Here is a 16,007-nt window from a genome sequence, read left to right as displayed (position 1 = left end):
TTTTTATAATGATTTTGTATAAAATAATAGGAGGTTCCTATCATTATAACGGAAAGGAATGATCACGATGGAACTGAAGCAATTGGAGTATTTTATGGCCGTATGCCGGGAACTGCACTTTACCCGTGCCGCCGAGAAACTCGGTATCGCTCAACCTTCCCTGAGCCAACAAATTCGTTTGCTCGAGCACGAAATGGGAACCCCTCTCTTTGATCGCGTCGGCAAGAAAACGTTGATCACCGAAGCGGGGAAAATCTTGTTGGACCATAGCTATAACGTGTTCCATGAACTCTCGCAAGCAAAGACGGCAATCAGCGAACTTCAAGGTTTAAAACGTGGCACGCTAAAGATAGGCGCGCTTCTAACCGTCGTCAATTACTTACTGCCTCCAACGGTGATTGGGTTCCATCACAGCTATCCCAATGTAGAGCTATCGGTACTCGGATTGCGGACAGGCGATATTTATGAGGGAATTCTGCAAAACAAACTGGATTTAGGAATCGTCTATTTACCGATGGAGCATGCAGATCTGGCGACGATTCCGCTCTACAAACAGAATCTTGCCCTTGCGGCGCCCATAGACCACCCCATTGCCAAGGAAAGGTTTGTGCACCTCGACGTGTTGAAAGACGTTCCCTCCGTTCTATTGCCGAGCACTTATTATATGCGGCAATTGATTAATGAGGCGTGCCGTTCCCTTGATTTCACGCCCCACCCGGTATTGGAATTGTCGACGATGGAATCGATCATCAATATGGTTAATCAAGGCGTCGGCGTAACCATTCTGCCTAAGGCATACCTCGACTATATCGCACATAAGGGAATTCGGACGATCCCGATCCAAAACCCAACGCTGACAACGCAAATCGGCATCGTGTATCGGAAGAACAAATATTTATGCGCGGCTAGCCGAGTCTTTATGGAACAATTAATCGCGACGATAAAAAACGAACATTTCGATTAATACCGCTCAAGCACCGCAGTAAGGATGCCAACTGCTTGGTCGATTTCTTCTTCGGTGATATAAAGATTCGGGATAAATCGAATGACGTTGGCGCCTGCAGCCAGTACCAATAAACCCTGCTGAAGCAGTTCTTGAATGATGGGGGCAACAGGTACGCGGCATTCAATTCCCAGCAATAAGCCGATGCCGCGAATGGCACGCACGACAGCATAATGGCAAAGCTGATCCGACAGCCTTCGTAAAGCATATTCCCCCATCTCTTCAGCACGCGAGTACAAACGCTCCTCCAGGATCGTCTCAAGCGTGGCCAACCCAGCAGCGGCCGCAAGAGGGGCACCCCCGAACGTCGAGGCATGTGTACCGGCGGAAAAAGCGTTCCGGAGCTTTTTCTTCCCCATCATCGCGCCGATCGGGAATCCGCTGGCAAGTCCTTTCGCAAGCGTAATGATATCCGGTTCGATGCCATAGTGCTCGTAGGCAAACAATTTCCCCGTTCGCCCCATTCCCGTCTGGACTTCGTCAATTATGAGGAGCAGACCGTGCTCCTGGCATAAAGCGGAAAGCTCGGTCACGAACCCGGGATTTGCAGGATAAACGCCCCCCTCTCCTTGTACGAGCTCTACCAGGACGGCCGCGGTTCGATCGGTGATTTTGTCTTTTACACCCTCGATTTCGTTATAAGGCGCATATGTAAAACCGGCCGGTAGGGGAAAAAATCCATCCTTGACTTTATCCTGTCCCGTCGCAGTTAATGTGGCCATCGTTTGCCCATGAAACGACTTTTCGAAAGTGATGATCTCGTATCGATTGTTCCCAAGCACTCGCTGTTGATATCTTCTGGCGCATTTGATCGCGGCTTCATTTGCCTCCGCCCCGCTGTTGCAAAAGAATACATGATCCATGCAGCTATGATCGGCAAGCATTTGCGCCAGTTTTTGCTGATTGGGGATATGAAAGAGATTGGAGACATGCCACAATTGCTCAAGCTGTTCTTGAATTCGCTGTTTCACTTTCATGGGGACATGTCCTAAATTACACACCGCTATACCTGACATGCAATCAAGATACTCTTTGCCTTGATCGTCCCATACGCGGCTTCCCTCACCTTTCAGCAGCGTTATGGGATATTTCGTGTACGTCGGAAATAAAGGATGGCTCTCCGATACATCCATATTGGATCACTCCTTAAAGTACTCTTTGGTTTTTTGCAGAGCGAACAACAGCCGATCAACATCCTCTTCGGTATTGTACAAATAAAAGCTGGCCCTAGCCGTAGAACCGACATTGAAAAAATTCATTAACGGCTGACAGCAGTGGTGACCCGCGCGGATGGCCACGCCGTAAGTATCGAGTACCGTAGCGACGTCATGCGAATGAATTTGGTCCAAATTAAAGGTAACGAGTCCCACCCGTCCTTCCGTCGGGCCATAGATCGTCAAATGCTCCATGCGCTTCATTTGTTCTTCAGCATAGCGGGTCAGTTGCCTATCGTGCTCCGCAATCGCGTCTAATCCGATTTGCTCCAGAAAACGGATGGCCGCACTCAGCCCGATTGCACCCGCGATGATCGGGGTTCCTCCTTCAAATTTCCAAGGCGCCTCTTTCCATGAAGCATCCTGCAGCCCGACACGATCGACCATTTCTCCTCCGAACTCAATCGGCTCCATTTGCTTAAGGAGACCTTTTCTCCCATACAGGACGCCGATTCCGGTCGGCGCGCACATCTTATGGCCCGAAAAGGCATAGAAGTCGCAATCCATCTCTCGGACGTCGACCTTGAGATGAGGTGCGCTCTGCGCTCCATCGACAACCAGGACGGCTCCTTTCTTGTGGGCGATGTCAGCCATTTGCTTCACCGGATTAGCGATGCCCAGTACATTCGAGACTTGCGAGACCGTCACCACTTTCGTACGGTTCGTGACTGTTTGCTCTACATCTTCTATTGAAAACGTCCCGTCCGATTTAAGAGGGATATATTTTAATACGGCTCCCGAAGCTTTTGCCGCTTGTTGCCAAGGAATCAGGTTGCTGTGATGCTCCATCTCCGAAAGGACAATCTCATCCCCCTCTGAGCATACCGTTCGTGCATAGCTGCTCGCGACAAGATTTAGGGACGACGTCGCTCCGCGGGTAAAAACGATTTCCCGTTCCGAACCAGCGCCAATAAACCGAGCCACTGCGACTCTCGCTTCCTCATAAGCTTCCGTAGCGCGCATGCCTAGTGTGTGAACGCCGCGGTGAACGTTCGCATTGTCCCATTCGTAATATCGCTTCACCGCCTCGATCACCTGAATCGGCTTTTGCGCCGAGGCGGCACTATCCAAATAAACGAGAGGACAATCGTGTACCTTCTGGTCTAAAATCGGAAATAACTCACGGATTTCAGCGGCATTCATGGTCAATCCCCGCTTTCCTTCTTTATCGTATTTAAGGCTTGATAATGGGCCTCAATCGTGTTTTCGATATCTTCGTCCGAATGCGCAGTCGATACGAACATGACTTCGTAGGGTGTGGGCGCAGTTAAGATTCCGAGGTCCAACATCGCGGCATGGTATCTCTTAAACCGGTGCATATTTGATCGTTGCGCGGTTTCATAATTCACAACGTCTTGCTCCGTAAAATAAGGAGAAAGCATGGAGCCTACGCGATTCACTTTTAAGGGCACGCTGGTCCTCCTTGCATTTTGCAAAAAACCTTGCGCCAGTTTCGCTGTTTTTCGATCCAACTCTTCATAGATTCCGGGCTTTTCGAGCAGTCGCAACGTTCGATATCCGGCCGACATGGCGAGCGGATTGCCCGATAACGTGCCCGCTTGATAGATGGGGCCGACGGGAGCGATTTGCTCCATGATTTCGCGCTTGCCGCCGTAAGCTCCGACGGGGAGCCCTCCTCCGATCACTTTGCCAAGACAAGTGAGATCCGGTTCGATTCCGTACAATCCTTGCGCCCCCTGATAGCTTACACGAAATCCCGTCATCACCTCGTCGAAGATCAGGAGGCTTCCGTATTTCACGGTAATTTCTCTCAGTTTCTGAAGAAACCCCGGCAATGGCGGAACGACGCCCATGTTCCCGGCGACCGGCTCGACCATGACGGCAGCGATTTGTTCGCCATAACGTTCGAATGCAAGATGGATGCTCTCCAGACTGTTATAAGGAATCGTGATCGTATTCATGGTAACGTTATCAGGCACTCCCGGGCTGTCCGGCAAACCCAACGTTGCCACGCCTGATCCTGATTTGATCAATAAAGCATCCGCATGTCCGTGATAGTTCCCTTGGAATTTTACGATTTTTTGCCGCTTGGTGTACCCCCTGGCCAAGCGAATTGCACTCATGGCGGCTTCCGTACCTGAGTTGACCATGCGGACCATTTCGACGGATGGAAGACTACTGCAAATCTGCGTTGCCATCTTCGTTTCGATTTGCGTGGACAAACCGAAACTCGTCCCTCGAATAGCCGCCATTTGAATAGACTCGACCACCTTCGGATGAGCATGACCCAAAATTAACGGCCCCCATGAGCCGATGTAATCGATATATTCGTTCCCATCGATGTCCCAAACACGAGCCCCCTGACCTCGGCTCACAAATACAGGCGTCGTACCAACGCTAGTAAACGCGCGAACCGGGCTGTTCACCCCGCCCGGAATCACCCGATTGGCTTCCAAAAATGCTTCTTGGGCACAAGCAGTGTTACGCTTCATAGCAGCTCCCCCCTAATTCCCGATCATTTCATTCTTGTATAAAGGGAAGCGAGACGTAATGTCTTTCACCTTACCTCTCATTTGTTCCCTTATATCTGAACGTTGAGGTTGTTTTAAGGTCTGCGCAATAATGATGGCAATTTCTTTCATTTCTTCAGCCCCCATCCCCCTGGTGGTCGCCGCAGGCGTTCCTAGTCGAATCCCGCTCGTGACGCGAGGACTTGTCGGATCGAAAGGAATCGCGTTCTTATTGACCGTGATTCCGATATCGTCTAGCAATTGCTGAGCCGCTTGTCCGGTCAGTCCGATATTGCGCAAATCCAGAAGGATTAGATGATTGTCCGTGCCGCCCGAAACGACTTGCAAACCTGCCTCCATTAACTTTTCCGCGAGCAGTCTAGCGTTCTGAATAACGCGTTGCATATATAGCTTGTATCCGGGCTGGGCGTTCTCGCCAAATGCGACGGCCTTAGCCGCGATGATATGCATAAACGGTCCGCCTTGGGTAGTTGGAAATACCGCTTTATCGATCGCTTGCGCCCAGGATTTACGACATAAGATAACTCCTCCTCTTGGCCCACGCAAGGTTTTGTGAGTCGTTGTCGTGACAAAGTGAGCGTGTGGCACAGGACTCGGGTGTAGGCCAGCGGCTACGATTCCCGCAATATGGGCCATATCCACGAGAAATAATGCGCCTACCTCCTCGGCAATTTGGGCAAAGGGCTCAAACTCGATCGTGCGAGGATAAGCGCTTGCGCCTACGACAATCATTCTGGGCTTATGCCGATGAGCAAGCTTTCGAACTTCATCAAAATCGATGCGGAAGGTTTGAGCATCAACCCCATAAGGGACAAAGTTATACATCATTCCTGAAGCGTTCACGGGGCTTCCATGCGTCAAGTGGCCGCCATGTGCCAGGTTCATACCGAGAATCGTATCTCCGGGTTTTACCGAAGCGAAATAAACGGCCATGTTGGCCTGGGCTCCTGAATGAGGCTGAACATTGGCATGCTCTGCACCGAACAACTCCTTGACCCTGTTCCTGGCCAGATCTTCAACGAGATCTACGTATTCACAACCCCCGTAATACCTTTTTCCGGGATAGCCTTCTGCATATTTGTTGGTCAGGACCGTGCTCATTGTCTCCATGACCGCTCGGCTTACAAAATTCTCAGAAGCGATCAATTCGATTTTATCGCGTTGCCGTTCCAGCTCCTGCCGGATCGCTCCGGCTATTGCAGGATCTTGTTGATCTAAATAATTCATTCCGACGCCCCCTTTAGCTTATCGCTTTTGTCTCAACAACGACTTTAACGTTTTGAGTGGATAAATCTTCCATGCCTTTAATGGAAGGCCGACATCCATGTGTTGCAAGATGTAACATCCCTACTCCTTTCTTGTGACCGGGAATATGGAATGGGATCGGATTTCGCTTGGCATGCTCCTGCAAAGCCGTAAACAAAGAAGTCCGATAATGTTCGTTAATGACACTCAATTCTTTTCGAATATTGAATTCTATTTCTATTTAGAATAATCCCGATCAATAGTATCGTTCAATCCAATAATTATTATCATTTCAATAGGATTCACCTATGGTTCGAAGAATGTAAAGCCTCTTTCTCATGCGAAGACTTAGGCTGCTAGAGAGGGGGTATGTTCGGATATCTGTTTCATCCTGTTATAATTAAAGTGTCAATGGTAGGAATTGGGGGGCTGCTAAACCAAGGAGGGACTTTTCATCCGGCACAGTTGCGCTAGCCTATTGCTGGCGAACGGTGTAAGCATGAAGGAGATTCAAGAATGGCTCGGTCATAGTCATTTCTCCACTACAGCTAATATCTACGCTCATTTGGATTATAGTTCCAAGCTCTCACTGCCCAGGTGATAGGCACTAGCTTAAAGATATTAAATAATAAACAGGTTCCTGCTCTGCCAGAAAAAGCAGATCAGAAACCTGTTTATCAATAAAATGATGCGGTCGAGAGGACTCGAACCTCCACGGGGGGTTAGCCCACACGGACCTGAACCGTGCGCGTCTGCCAATTCCGCCACGACCGCATGCTATGTATGAACACCGATGTTTTCAACCACCGTAATTAAGATTATATCTCTCATAGACCATAAAATCAAGTAGTTTTTATATTATATTTTTTATAAATGATCCCTGAAAAACATACAAAAAACTGGATATCAAACACCATATATGGTAAGATGAACGCATCAGGAAAGGAGGTGCGTCAACATTAGCAATCCTATGTTGAGCGTATCCCTTACCCGGTCCGTCATTCTCTAATTCTCAGAGCTGACGGAGGCGCGGGATACGGATCAAGGCTTTAGCAAGCGCCACGGGTAGAAAGGCCGTCCACGGACGGTCTTTTTTATTTTCAACAGCATACTTAATGATCGATAAGATACATACTGTGAAAAGAGGCGATACCATGTCTATTAGACTAGCGAAAGTGGAAGAGTTCAAGGAGCTGGCAGCCATCTGGCTGGATGCTTCCATAGAAGCCCATCGTTTTATTGCTCCGCAATATTGGACATCACAAGTTACCGAGATGGAGAACAGATATAGTCTCTTATTTAAGCCCATAAACCTCGGTATATAAAATCTCCTTAAACGGAGCAAACGCCTGTTCATCCAGCGTACCTGGATAGCTCATAATTTGAAGCCGCAGATCGGCCTGTCCTTCTCTTAAAGGAGGCTGCACATACTCAAAATGGTTCAAATGGAACCCCAAACGTTCATAAAAACCGATTCTTCTCTGAGTCCATTCATCCACTGGCGGCTCAACCTCCAGCACCACCGGTTTATCAGACTCTGAGATATACCTGATCATGAGCTTTTTACCTAACCCGCCACCACGTATACCTTGATCTACCGCAATATGCTCTACAAACCGAAACTGTGTAAATTCCCAGCACGCCAAAAAAGCAATCGTTTTGTCTTGCTCATTCTTTTCAGTAATGATGTGATAGCTGGGATGCTTCAATAAAGCCTTTTGTGAATCAAACGTCCTGCATTCTGATGCTGGAAAAGAAGCCTCCATGATCGCATATATTTCAGAGAAATCATGTTCATTCATTGTATTATCTCTAAGCCCCTTTCCTCTAACTTTAGACCTTGTTCAACTCCATAAGCGTCAGCAAAATATGTTCCAACAGCTCTGGAATATCCTCCATCTGTTCTTCGTTAATTTGTCTGGAAAACCGGAGTTCAATCCTGTTTTGGTATGTAGCTGCCTTCTCTCCATAAATCAAGCTGAGCGTTTGTACAGGCCGAAGATCAGGCTTCCAAATTTCGGTCAGTATATCCTCTATTCGGTTGCATTGCGTCTCAATCTCGTGAATCTCCTTATTAAAACGCAGCAACAAGCCACATCCCGGAATTTGATCTTCGATTTCTAAAATCTCTGCTGCCAAATTGTTTAAATCCGCCTTTAGGTGAATTTCTGCCGTTACACTCGGGTGTTCCCTCAGTCTGAACTGTACAGCAAATTCACGCGACATCACGGACATTTCCAATCTATCGATTCGCTGCGTAATTTCAATACGTGAATCCAGATTATCCAGATCGTAAACCGCATTTTCTATAGCCACTTTTAAATTATCAAAAACCGTCGGGTCGAACATATACTTCACCTCCACCTATCGTTGCATTACATTCATCAAATCCATCTTTAAATATATTCCCAATTAAATAAGTATATCATACATACCTCGTTTCAAAGGTTCCAACCGTTTTTCCTATAAAAAAACTTCAACTGAAACATAAAAAATCAAAAAAGAGAGAGGTAGTTCAAATTCCGTACCAGCCGCCAAGGAATCAACTCTCGCCCCTTTACTTGAATATAATGAACAAGAGCATCATTATTTGCTGCCTGCTGTTGTGTTGGATGCATACAAGAAGCACGTAAAAAATTAAGAATCTCTAACTACGCCCAAAAGCCGCCTCCCTTACTTAAAGGGGAAGCGGCTTTCGGTAGTTTGTCATTCTTATTCGGTGTACTCAGTTATTTAATTCTGCCTATCCTACGACAAACGTGAGCTAAAGTCCTCGTAGGAGAACTGGCGGATCACCTTAATGCCTTCTTCGTCGTTATAACTAGCGATGGCCGGCAGGTTGACACCGTTAAACATGTGGTTTTTGACCATCGTGTAATGGGCCATATCGCAGAATACGAGCTTGTCTCCAGGCTTCAATGGCTCTTTAAAGGAGTAGTCTCCAATCACATCTCCGGCCAGGCAGGTAAGGCCACCGAGTCTGTAAGTGTACGCATGCTCACCAGGCTTGCCTGCACCAATGATATTCGGACGGTAAGGCATAGCCAGCACATCAGGCATATGACATTCAGCCGAAGTATCCAGAATGGCAATATCCATTCCGTTTTTCATCGTATCCAGCACGGTAGCAACCAGATAGCCTGTATTCAAAGCAATGGCTTCGCCTGGCTCCAGATAAACCTGCACTCCGTATTTATCCTGAAAATATTGAATACAGCGTACCAGCGTGTCCAAATCATAGTCTTCTCGGGTAATATGATGACCGCCGCCGAAATTAAGCCATTTCATTTGCTTAATGTATGGCCCAAATTTCTCATCCACAACTTTAATGGTGCGCTCCAGCGTATCTGAATTCTGCTCACACATCGTGTGAAAATGAATACCGTCTACGCCTTCCAGCTCCTCAGGCTTAAAGTTAGCCAGCGTCACACCCATTCTGGAGTTGTTGTAGCAAGGATCATACAGCGGTGTTTCGATTTCCGAATATTCCGGATTCACCCGAATTCCGATGTCGATTTTTTTGGAAGTTACGCCTTGCACTCTGGCTTTGAAGCGTTTCAGTTGATCAAAGGAGTTGAAAACGATATGGTCGACATACTCCAACAGCTCATCAAATTCACGGTCCACATAAGCAGGTGCATATACGTGAACCTCCTTATCCATTTTTTCGCGACCGAGTCTTGCCTCGAACAACGAACTGGAGGTTACGCCTTTTAAATATTTGCCAACCAGAGGAAAGGTTGAAAACATCGAAAATCCCTTAAGAGCGAGCAGAATACTGCAGCCTGTGCGCTCTTGAACGGAATTTAAAACCTCAAGGTTTTTGACAAGAAGTCTTTCGTCAACAAGATAACAAGGTGATGGAAGTCCGGTAATATCAATATTCATCATAGACCTCAATCAAGCAGCGTTGGCGTAAAGTTCTCTTGCCATGGCAATCCGTGTTTATTCAGTGCTTCCATGAATGGATCTGGATCAAATTCCTCAACGTTGTAAACGCCTGGTTTTTTCCAGATACCTTTAATTATAAGCATAGCACCGATCATGGCAGGGACACCTGTCGTGTAGGAAATGGCTTGGGAGCCAACCTCTGCATAGCATTCCTCGTGATCACAAACATTGTAAACATAATATGTTTTTGGCTTGCCATCCTTCACACCCTGAATAATACAACCAATGTTCGTTTTGCCTTTCGTTCTTGGTCCCAAAGAAGCCGGGTCCGGCAAAATGGCTTTCAGGAATTGCAGTGGAATGATTTGCTGTCCTTCATACTCAATAGGCTCTATGGAAGTCATGCCTACGTTTTGAAGTACGTTCAAATGATTCAGATAATTGTCCGAGAACGTCATCCAGAAGCGGATTTTTTTCACGCCTTTAATGTTCACTGCAAGAGATTCCAGTTCTTCATGGTACAAAAGATATATGTTTTTCGGTCCAATTTCAGGAAGGTCATATACCTTTTTCTCAGAAAGCGGCTCAGTTTCAATCCACTCTCCATTTTCAAAGTAACGGCCCTTCGCCGTAATTTCGCGAATATTGATTTCCGGATTAAAATTAGTTGCAAAAGGATATCCGTGGTCCCCTGCATTCGCATCCACAATATCAATCGTATGAATTTCATCAAAATAATGCTTTTGGGCATAAGCCGTAAATACTCCAGTCACACCTGGATCAAAACCGCTGCCCAGCAGAGCTGTAATTCCCGCTTTTTCGAATCTTTCTTTGTAGGCCCATTGCCAGCTGTACTCAAACTTCGGCGTATCCGGCGGTTCATAGTTCGCCGTATCAACGTAATGAACACCTGTCTCAAGGCAAGCATCCATTATCGTCAAATCCTGATAAGGGAGAGCCACATTGATAACTACATCCGGTTGAAAGCTTCGAATCAAGTCAATGACCATGTCGGTGTTGTCAGCATCAAGCTGAGCCGTCTGTATCCTAGTCCGACCTCCACCCAGCTTCTCTTTAAGCGCATCGCATTTCTCAACAGTTCTGCTTGCGATACAAATTTCTTCAAATACATCTGGGTTTTGGCAACACTTATGCACCACAACGCTGGCCACGCCACCGGCGCCAATAATCAATGCTTTTCCCAAAATAAATAACCTCCTTATTCCATACGCTAATCGCTAATCATTCTTGCAAACAAAATGATTATAAAGACATCCTACCAAATAATCAAGAAAAACGATAATTTGCTGTGTTAAAATTCACATCAGCATGTCACAATAATTTTACAAACCCCAGAATCAGGAATAATAAGCTCATCGCGAGTTACATTCTGGAACTCCAGGTTGTCCCGATCCTGACTCATGTAAATGGCCTCCTTTGTACTGAACGCAGCGACCCGTGTTTTAGTTTTTTCATCATGAATAAAGCCGCCCCCGGTGCGGGAACGGCTTTGTGCAGAATAAATTTTGTTAAACCATGATTTTGCAAATATCGTTCGTGAATTCAACCGGATCTTGCAGCGGCAAGCCTTCGATCAGCAAAGCTTGATTATACAGCAAAGCCGTATAGAGGTTTACCTTCTCCTTGTCCTCGGCAAAAGCCTCTTTCAAAGAGTTAAACACCGCATGGTTTACGTTGATTTCCAGCACTTTATTTGCTTTGACATCGGCGTTATTCGGCATAGCGTTCAAGATTTTCTCCATCTCAATCGTCACTTCGCCGTCTGCGGACAGACATACCGGATGCGTCTTCAAGCGCTTGGAGGCTTTGACACTGGATACCTTGCCCTCCAGCAAGCCCTTCATGTACTCGAACAGCTCTTTATTGTCGTTTTGCTCCGCTTCTGTTGCTTTCTCATTTTCGTCGGTCTCAATGCCCAAATCGCCACTCGAGACGGATTTGAATTCTTTCTCTTTGTAGCTTATGAGCATTTTAATAGCGAACTCATCAATGTCGTCGGTGAAGTACAAAATTTCATAGCCTTTGTCGGCTACCATTTCGGTCTGCGGCAGCTTTTCAATACGCTCGTTGGACTCCCCGGAAGCATAATAAATATACTTCTGATCCTCAGGCATTCGAGATACATATTCATCCAGTGTAACCTGCTTCTTCTCTGTAGAAGAGTAGAACATGAGCAGGTCCTGAAGAGTCTCTTTATGACGGCCATAATCGTTGTAGACACCAAATTTCAATTGTCTGCCAAATGATTTATAGAATTGATCATATTTTTCCCGGTCATTTTTGAGCAGGGTCAGCAGCTGGCCTTTAATTTTGCTTTCGATATTTTTGGCAATCAGCTTCAGTTGGCGGTCATGCTGCAACATTTCTCTGGAAATGTTAAGCGACAGGCTTTCAGAGTCGACCATACCTTTAACAAAGCTAAAATAATCCGGCAGCAGATCAGGAGATTTTTCCATAATCAGCACGCCGTTGGCATACAGTTCCAGCCCTTTTTCATATTCCTTGGAGTAGAAATCAAACGGGATATTTTCAGGAATGAACAGAATAGCCTGGTACACCACCGCGCCGTCCGCACTTACATGGATATGCTGGAGCGGCTTGTCGTAGCCATAGCGTTTTTCCGCGTAGAAATTTTGATAATCCTCGTCGGTCAGCTCGCTTTTGTTCTTTCTCCAGATGGGAACCATGCTGTTAATACGCTGCTCTTCTTCATAATCCTCGAACTCGTTATCACTGCCTTCTTTTGGACGTTTGCCTGTAACATCCATTTTGATCGGGTAGCGGATAAAGTCGGAATATTTCTTAATCAATGCCTTTAAACGATACTCGTCCAAATATTCGTCGTAGGACTCATCCTCGGTGTTGGCTTTGATTTTCAGAACAATCTCGGTTCCAACCTCATCCTTCTCGGCCTGCTCAATGGTATACCCGTCAGCACCCGTAGATTCCCACTTGTACGCGGTATCGCTACCCAGAGCCTTTGTGGTCACTGTAACAACATCCGCCACCATGAAGGCCGAATAGAAGCCAACACCAAACTGACCGATGATATCATGTCCATCCTTGGATTCATTTTCATTTTTGAATGCCAGCGAGCCGCTTTTAGCAATGACGCCCAGATTGTTTTCCAGTTCTTCCCGGGTCATACCAATCCCGGTATCACGCAGAGTTAGCGTTCTATTTTCTTTATCGGCAGCTACTTTGATATAATAATTTTCCTTGTCAAAGACCAACTGATCATCTGTCAGCGCTTTGTAATAAATTTTGTCAATCGCATCACTTGCATTGGAGATCAGCTCTCTTAGGAAAATTTCCTTTTGCGTGTAAATCGAGTTAATCATCATTTCGAGCAGACGCTTGGACTCAGCCTGAAACTGTTTTTTCTCCATTCTGATATCTCCTTTCAGATATGAACCTATGTAGGGCCAGCGTGTATGAGCGATGCAAACGATTCAAATTTGTTAGCACTCCCATCATTCGAGTGCCAGCCTACCTTTTTTTATAACATTCCTTATTTTTTATGTCAATATCATAGATGGGTATACAGTAAAATCCCATTCCAGGGAACTGTTAGTGTCTGATTTGCTTAAACATGACGTTAAACATTTCAACAGAAGAGGGGAACAGTCCTTGCACATGAGGAAGCAGGTTTCTTCTGATCCGCAGCTCGTCCTCGTCCAGATGCTGCAAGTCCTCATGATAGAACCAAACAATAGGATAATCGCCGTCCTTATGTCTGCTGCCTGCATTTAAACAAACAGGACCCTGATCGTCCTCTGCAATCGCAAACGGAATATAGCCTGCAGATAGTAGAGGTGACCATTGATTGATCAAATCATAAAATCCCTTAAGTCCTTGGCCCACAGGCAGGCGCGGAAACTCTACAAAGGTACAATCGCTCCAGTATACCCCCGGTATGGATTCATTATCGAATTGTAAAGTTACATAGTGGTAGGACATAAGGAAGCTTCTCAGCAGAGGAGGCAGCTCAAAATGGTAGGTTTGCTCCAGCTCCCGAACCTCCTCTTCCGTAATCTGCGAAGGAAGAGGCTTCCACTTGATCCACCCTTCCTTGTCAACGACCCCGTCGCGCATTTCGAAGGGGACATTTTCTACCATCTCCATAAAAAGCGCTTCATCCATCTGTGCAAATAACTCCTGCATGGATGCGCGCATACCCGCTTTCTTGTCCATGTCATTGCACCTCTTTTCTCTCAATTGGCATGATGACGTGCTACCATGTGTTTTTAAGTTCAGCTTATCAGAATTTGCTATTTTCATCATTTGCGGAATATTAGTATTACCAGCGCAATGGCTCATGGTTACGCCAGATGATCCAACGCTCCGTCTCGCATACACTTACAACTCATAAAACCCGATATAAGTTCAAGCACCTCGTAAAGAGTCAAGACTACATAAGGAGATTGATCTATCCATGAAAAGAAGGTGCCCTTCAAGCCGGGCCTCGTCTGGTGACGAACGGACAGGTGTCCCTCAATGTCAAAGCCGAAGGCTTCAAGGACCCCTCAATAGACGATATGAGGGCTGTCTCTACCGAAGCATAAGCTGTGGGGATAGCCTCTTTTCCATTTTCCCCAGTTCCGGTTGTTCCGGCCTACACCTGTTCAGGTGGCTTGTATGAGCCGTTATGGGATGATCCTGCAAAACCTGCAAACGGATCAAACTTGTAAGCTATCATTAAGGAAAATTCTCCCTGTATGTAAAGTATAGCAATGCTTGCTAGACCAGACAATATGCCAAGGCTACCATCTATCCTGCACCAAAAAGGCCTTCTCACACTGTAATGAAGGAAGGCCGCGTTATGGATGTAACCGATACCTATAAACTTGAGATGTACCCAAGTGAGAATGGTGAACTGTGCTAGATCTTGTTGAAGAGCATTAAGGACTACTCCAGCTCAACCGAAAATTGATACAACCATTCATCAATGCTGTGGTCAGGTACATTTAAAGCACGGTAGGTCGCTGGAACCTCCGGGTATCCTCCTACGTCTTTCTGACTATCAATTATCTTTCCTCGACCAGCTAGAAAATCAGAGATAATTCGTTGATCTGTTGCATCCCGGTCCTTCGGCCTTGCTCCTGCATGCTCAGTGACTTCCTTCACCACTGCCGAGGCAGCTAGTGCTTTAAGTCCTTCAACCCAAACAGGTGGATTGTCAAGTTCTTTGATTTCGCCAAAAGTCAGCGGGACTGACTTGCCATTTCGGTCATAAGCAAGATTATCTTTGAGATAAGCCCAGCCGCTATTACTATTCGTTCCGACCAATCCTAACCCTTTAATCGTATCTACTCCATGCCGCATGTAATTCCCGACGATACTGACTTTAGGGCCTTCCGGTTTGATCCCCGTATCCGCCCATTCCCTCTCCACGAATCCGAGCCGAATAGCCCATTTTCCCGGATTATAAATGACATTGTTAACAATTACGCCCGTCGAGAATGCTTTGAACCACGGATTACGTTCCATGTTATGAGCATAAAGATTTCCGATGACCGCCACATCCTGAACGTAATCATGAACGAGCGTGCCCATGGAATGGGGGCCCTTCTCATGAACGGAATTATACAGGCCCTCGGCGATAATACTATTGCTGAGTGTTACACGGTGGGTAGTCGCCTTGGTTCCGCTGGTACGAGGACCTGAGAAGGACATGTTCTCATCTACTCCCCAGGAAAAGGAGCAATGGTCAATGACAATATTATAAGCGGAGGCTCCATAAGTGGACACATCTGGCTCAAAGCCTGCACCTTGAGCGCTGTCACCGTCGCCCATCCGAAACCGGACATGCTGCATCAACACATCATGTGTTTTGATTTGCAAACCTCCCCGGATGAATGTAATGCCAGGGGAGGGAGCCGTCTGACCTGCAATGGTCACGTAGGGCTCTCTCAGCTCAAGGCGCTCCTTTTTTAGATTGATGACACCGCCGACTTCAAATACAATAATCCGCGGTCCCTTGGTTTCCAACGCCGCACGAAATGAGCCTGGCCCGTCATTGTTCAGATTGGTCACCTTGATTATCTTCCCGCCCCGGCCTGCTGGTGTGTCAGTCCCGTATCCTACGGCCCCCGGAAACACCGGCTGGGCTTCGGCTTGACCAGCTGTTACAGCCCCCAG

At 46.7% G+C, this 16,007-nt stretch carries 14 protein-coding genes and 1 tRNA gene; 3 read left to right on the top strand and 12 right to left on the bottom strand.

Annotation, left to right across the window (positions count from 1 at the left end):
- Window positions 1–67 precede the first annotated feature (67 nt).
- Window positions 68–964, top strand: coding sequence for a LysR family transcriptional regulator (locus WG8_RS08725; RefSeq protein ID WP_007429765.1), 897 nt, complete (start codon window positions 68–70; stop codon window positions 962–964).
- Here WG8_RS08725 and WG8_RS08720 read toward each other — a convergent pair.
- From WG8_RS08720 to glyA, 4 genes are read right to left on the bottom strand one after another with little or no spacing between them, the layout of a single operon-like run.
- Complete coding sequence (locus WG8_RS08720) at window positions 961–2,136, bottom strand: acetylornithine transaminase (RefSeq protein ID WP_007429764.1); 1,176 nt, start codon at window positions 2,134–2,136, stop codon at window positions 961–963. The two genes, WG8_RS08725 and WG8_RS08720, sit on opposite strands and share 4 nt — an antisense overlap.
- Window positions 2,137–2,142: 6 nt before the next feature.
- Complete coding sequence (locus WG8_RS08715; protein ID WP_043890934.1) at window positions 2,143–3,360, bottom strand: cysteine desulfurase; 1,218 nt, start codon at window positions 3,358–3,360, stop codon at window positions 2,143–2,145.
- 2 nt (window positions 3,361–3,362) lie between these two features.
- Complete coding sequence (gene hemL, locus WG8_RS08710) at window positions 3,363–4,670, bottom strand: glutamate-1-semialdehyde 2,1-aminomutase (protein ID WP_007429762.1); 1,308 nt, start codon at window positions 4,668–4,670, stop codon at window positions 3,363–3,365.
- A 12-nt stretch (window positions 4,671–4,682) separates the two neighbouring features.
- Window positions 4,683–5,936 carry a serine hydroxymethyltransferase gene (glyA, locus tag WG8_RS08705; protein ID WP_007429761.1) on the bottom strand — a complete coding sequence of 418 codons (1,254 nt, stop codon included), beginning with the start codon at window positions 5,934–5,936 and terminating at the stop codon, window positions 4,683–4,685.
- Between the two features lie 517 nt (window positions 5,937–6,453).
- Here glyA and WG8_RS26365 point away from each other — a divergent pair.
- Complete coding sequence (locus WG8_RS26365) at window positions 6,454–6,555, top strand: hypothetical protein (RefSeq protein ID WP_232289072.1); 102 nt, start codon at window positions 6,454–6,456, stop codon at window positions 6,553–6,555.
- An 88-nt stretch (window positions 6,556–6,643) separates the two neighbouring features.
- Here the strand turns inward: WG8_RS26365 and WG8_RS08700 are convergent.
- A tRNA-Leu gene (locus tag WG8_RS08700) sits at window positions 6,644–6,728 on the bottom strand.
- 380 nt (window positions 6,729–7,108) lie between these two features.
- Between WG8_RS08700 and WG8_RS26360 the strand changes: the two genes are divergently transcribed.
- Window positions 7,109–7,279 (top strand): hypothetical protein, encoded by a 171-nt coding sequence (locus WG8_RS26360; protein ID WP_232289071.1) that lies wholly within the window; start codon window positions 7,109–7,111, stop codon window positions 7,277–7,279.
- On the opposite strand, the gene WG8_RS08695 is transcribed toward WG8_RS26360, so the two are convergent.
- From WG8_RS08695 to WG8_RS08665, 7 genes are all read right to left on the bottom strand, one after another.
- On the bottom strand, window positions 7,250–7,756 hold the full coding sequence (locus tag WG8_RS08695) for a GNAT family N-acetyltransferase (protein ID WP_007429760.1): 507 nt from the start codon (window positions 7,754–7,756) through the stop codon (window positions 7,250–7,252). The genes WG8_RS26360 and WG8_RS08695 overlap by 30 nt on opposite strands.
- Before the next feature lie 31 nt (window positions 7,757–7,787).
- Window positions 7,788–8,303: a hypothetical protein gene (locus tag WG8_RS08690; RefSeq protein ID WP_007429759.1), complete on the bottom strand. Its 516-nt coding sequence runs from the start codon at window positions 8,301–8,303 to the stop codon at window positions 7,788–7,790.
- Between the two features lie 399 nt (window positions 8,304–8,702).
- Window positions 8,703–9,842 (bottom strand): carboxynorspermidine decarboxylase, encoded by a 1,140-nt coding sequence (nspC, locus tag WG8_RS08685; protein WP_007429758.1) that lies wholly within the window; start codon window positions 9,840–9,842, stop codon window positions 8,703–8,705.
- Between the two features lie 8 nt (window positions 9,843–9,850).
- Window positions 9,851–11,050 (bottom strand): saccharopine dehydrogenase family protein, encoded by a 1,200-nt coding sequence (locus WG8_RS08680; protein WP_007429757.1) that lies wholly within the window; start codon window positions 11,048–11,050, stop codon window positions 9,851–9,853.
- 324 nt (window positions 11,051–11,374) lie between these two features.
- Window positions 11,375–13,255 (bottom strand): molecular chaperone HtpG, encoded by a 1,881-nt coding sequence (gene htpG, locus WG8_RS08675; protein WP_007429755.1) that lies wholly within the window; start codon window positions 13,253–13,255, stop codon window positions 11,375–11,377.
- Between the two features lie 181 nt (window positions 13,256–13,436).
- Complete coding sequence (locus tag WG8_RS08670) at window positions 13,437–14,060, bottom strand: SMI1/KNR4 family protein (RefSeq protein ID WP_007429754.1); 624 nt, start codon at window positions 14,058–14,060, stop codon at window positions 13,437–13,439.
- Between the two features lie 714 nt (window positions 14,061–14,774).
- Window positions 14,775–16,007: pectate lyase family protein (locus WG8_RS08665; protein ID WP_007429752.1), on the bottom strand; the 1,233-nt coding region annotated here is incomplete at its 5' end.

It is taken from the genome of Paenibacillus sp. Aloe-11 (assembly GCF_000245715.1).
GTDB lineage: Bacteria > Bacillota > Bacilli > Paenibacillales > Paenibacillaceae > Paenibacillus > Paenibacillus kribbensis.
Note: the sequence above shows the minus strand (reverse complement) of the source record. Positions and strands in the feature narration are given on the sequence as shown.

Coding starts and splice junctions, on each gene's coding strand:
- nspC (WP_007429758.1), bottom strand. CDS start 9,842: ATGAATATTGATATTACCGGACTTCCATCACCTTGTTATCTTGTTGAC.
- WG8_RS08695 (WP_007429760.1), bottom strand. CDS start 7,756: ATGAATGAACATGATTTCTCTGAAATATATGCGATCATGGAGGCTTCT.
- WG8_RS26360 (WP_232289071.1), top strand. CDS start 7,109: ATGTCTATTAGACTAGCGAAAGTGGAAGAGTTCAAGGAGCTGGCAGCC.
- WG8_RS08670 (WP_007429754.1), bottom strand. CDS start 14,060: ATGGACAAGAAAGCGGGTATGCGCGCATCCATGCAGGAGTTATTTGCA.
- hemL (WP_007429762.1), bottom strand. CDS start 4,670: ATGAAGCGTAACACTGCTTGTGCCCAAGAAGCATTTTTGGAAGCCAAT.
- WG8_RS26365 (WP_232289072.1), top strand. CDS start 6,454: ATGAAGGAGATTCAAGAATGGCTCGGTCATAGTCATTTCTCCACTACA.
- WG8_RS08725 (WP_007429765.1), top strand. CDS start 68: ATGGAACTGAAGCAATTGGAGTATTTTATGGCCGTATGCCGGGAACTG.
- glyA (WP_007429761.1), bottom strand. CDS start 5,936: ATGAATTATTTAGATCAACAAGATCCTGCAATAGCCGGAGCGATCCGG.
- htpG (WP_007429755.1), bottom strand. CDS start 13,255: ATGGAGAAAAAACAGTTTCAGGCTGAGTCCAAGCGTCTGCTCGAAATG.
- WG8_RS08690 (WP_007429759.1), bottom strand. CDS start 8,303: ATGTTCGACCCGACGGTTTTTGATAATTTAAAAGTGGCTATAGAAAAT.
- WG8_RS08720 (WP_007429764.1), bottom strand. CDS start 2,136: ATGGATGTATCGGAGAGCCATCCTTTATTTCCGACGTACACGAAATAT.
- WG8_RS08715 (WP_043890934.1), bottom strand. CDS start 3,360: ATGAATGCCGCTGAAATCCGTGAGTTATTTCCGATTTTAGACCAGAAG.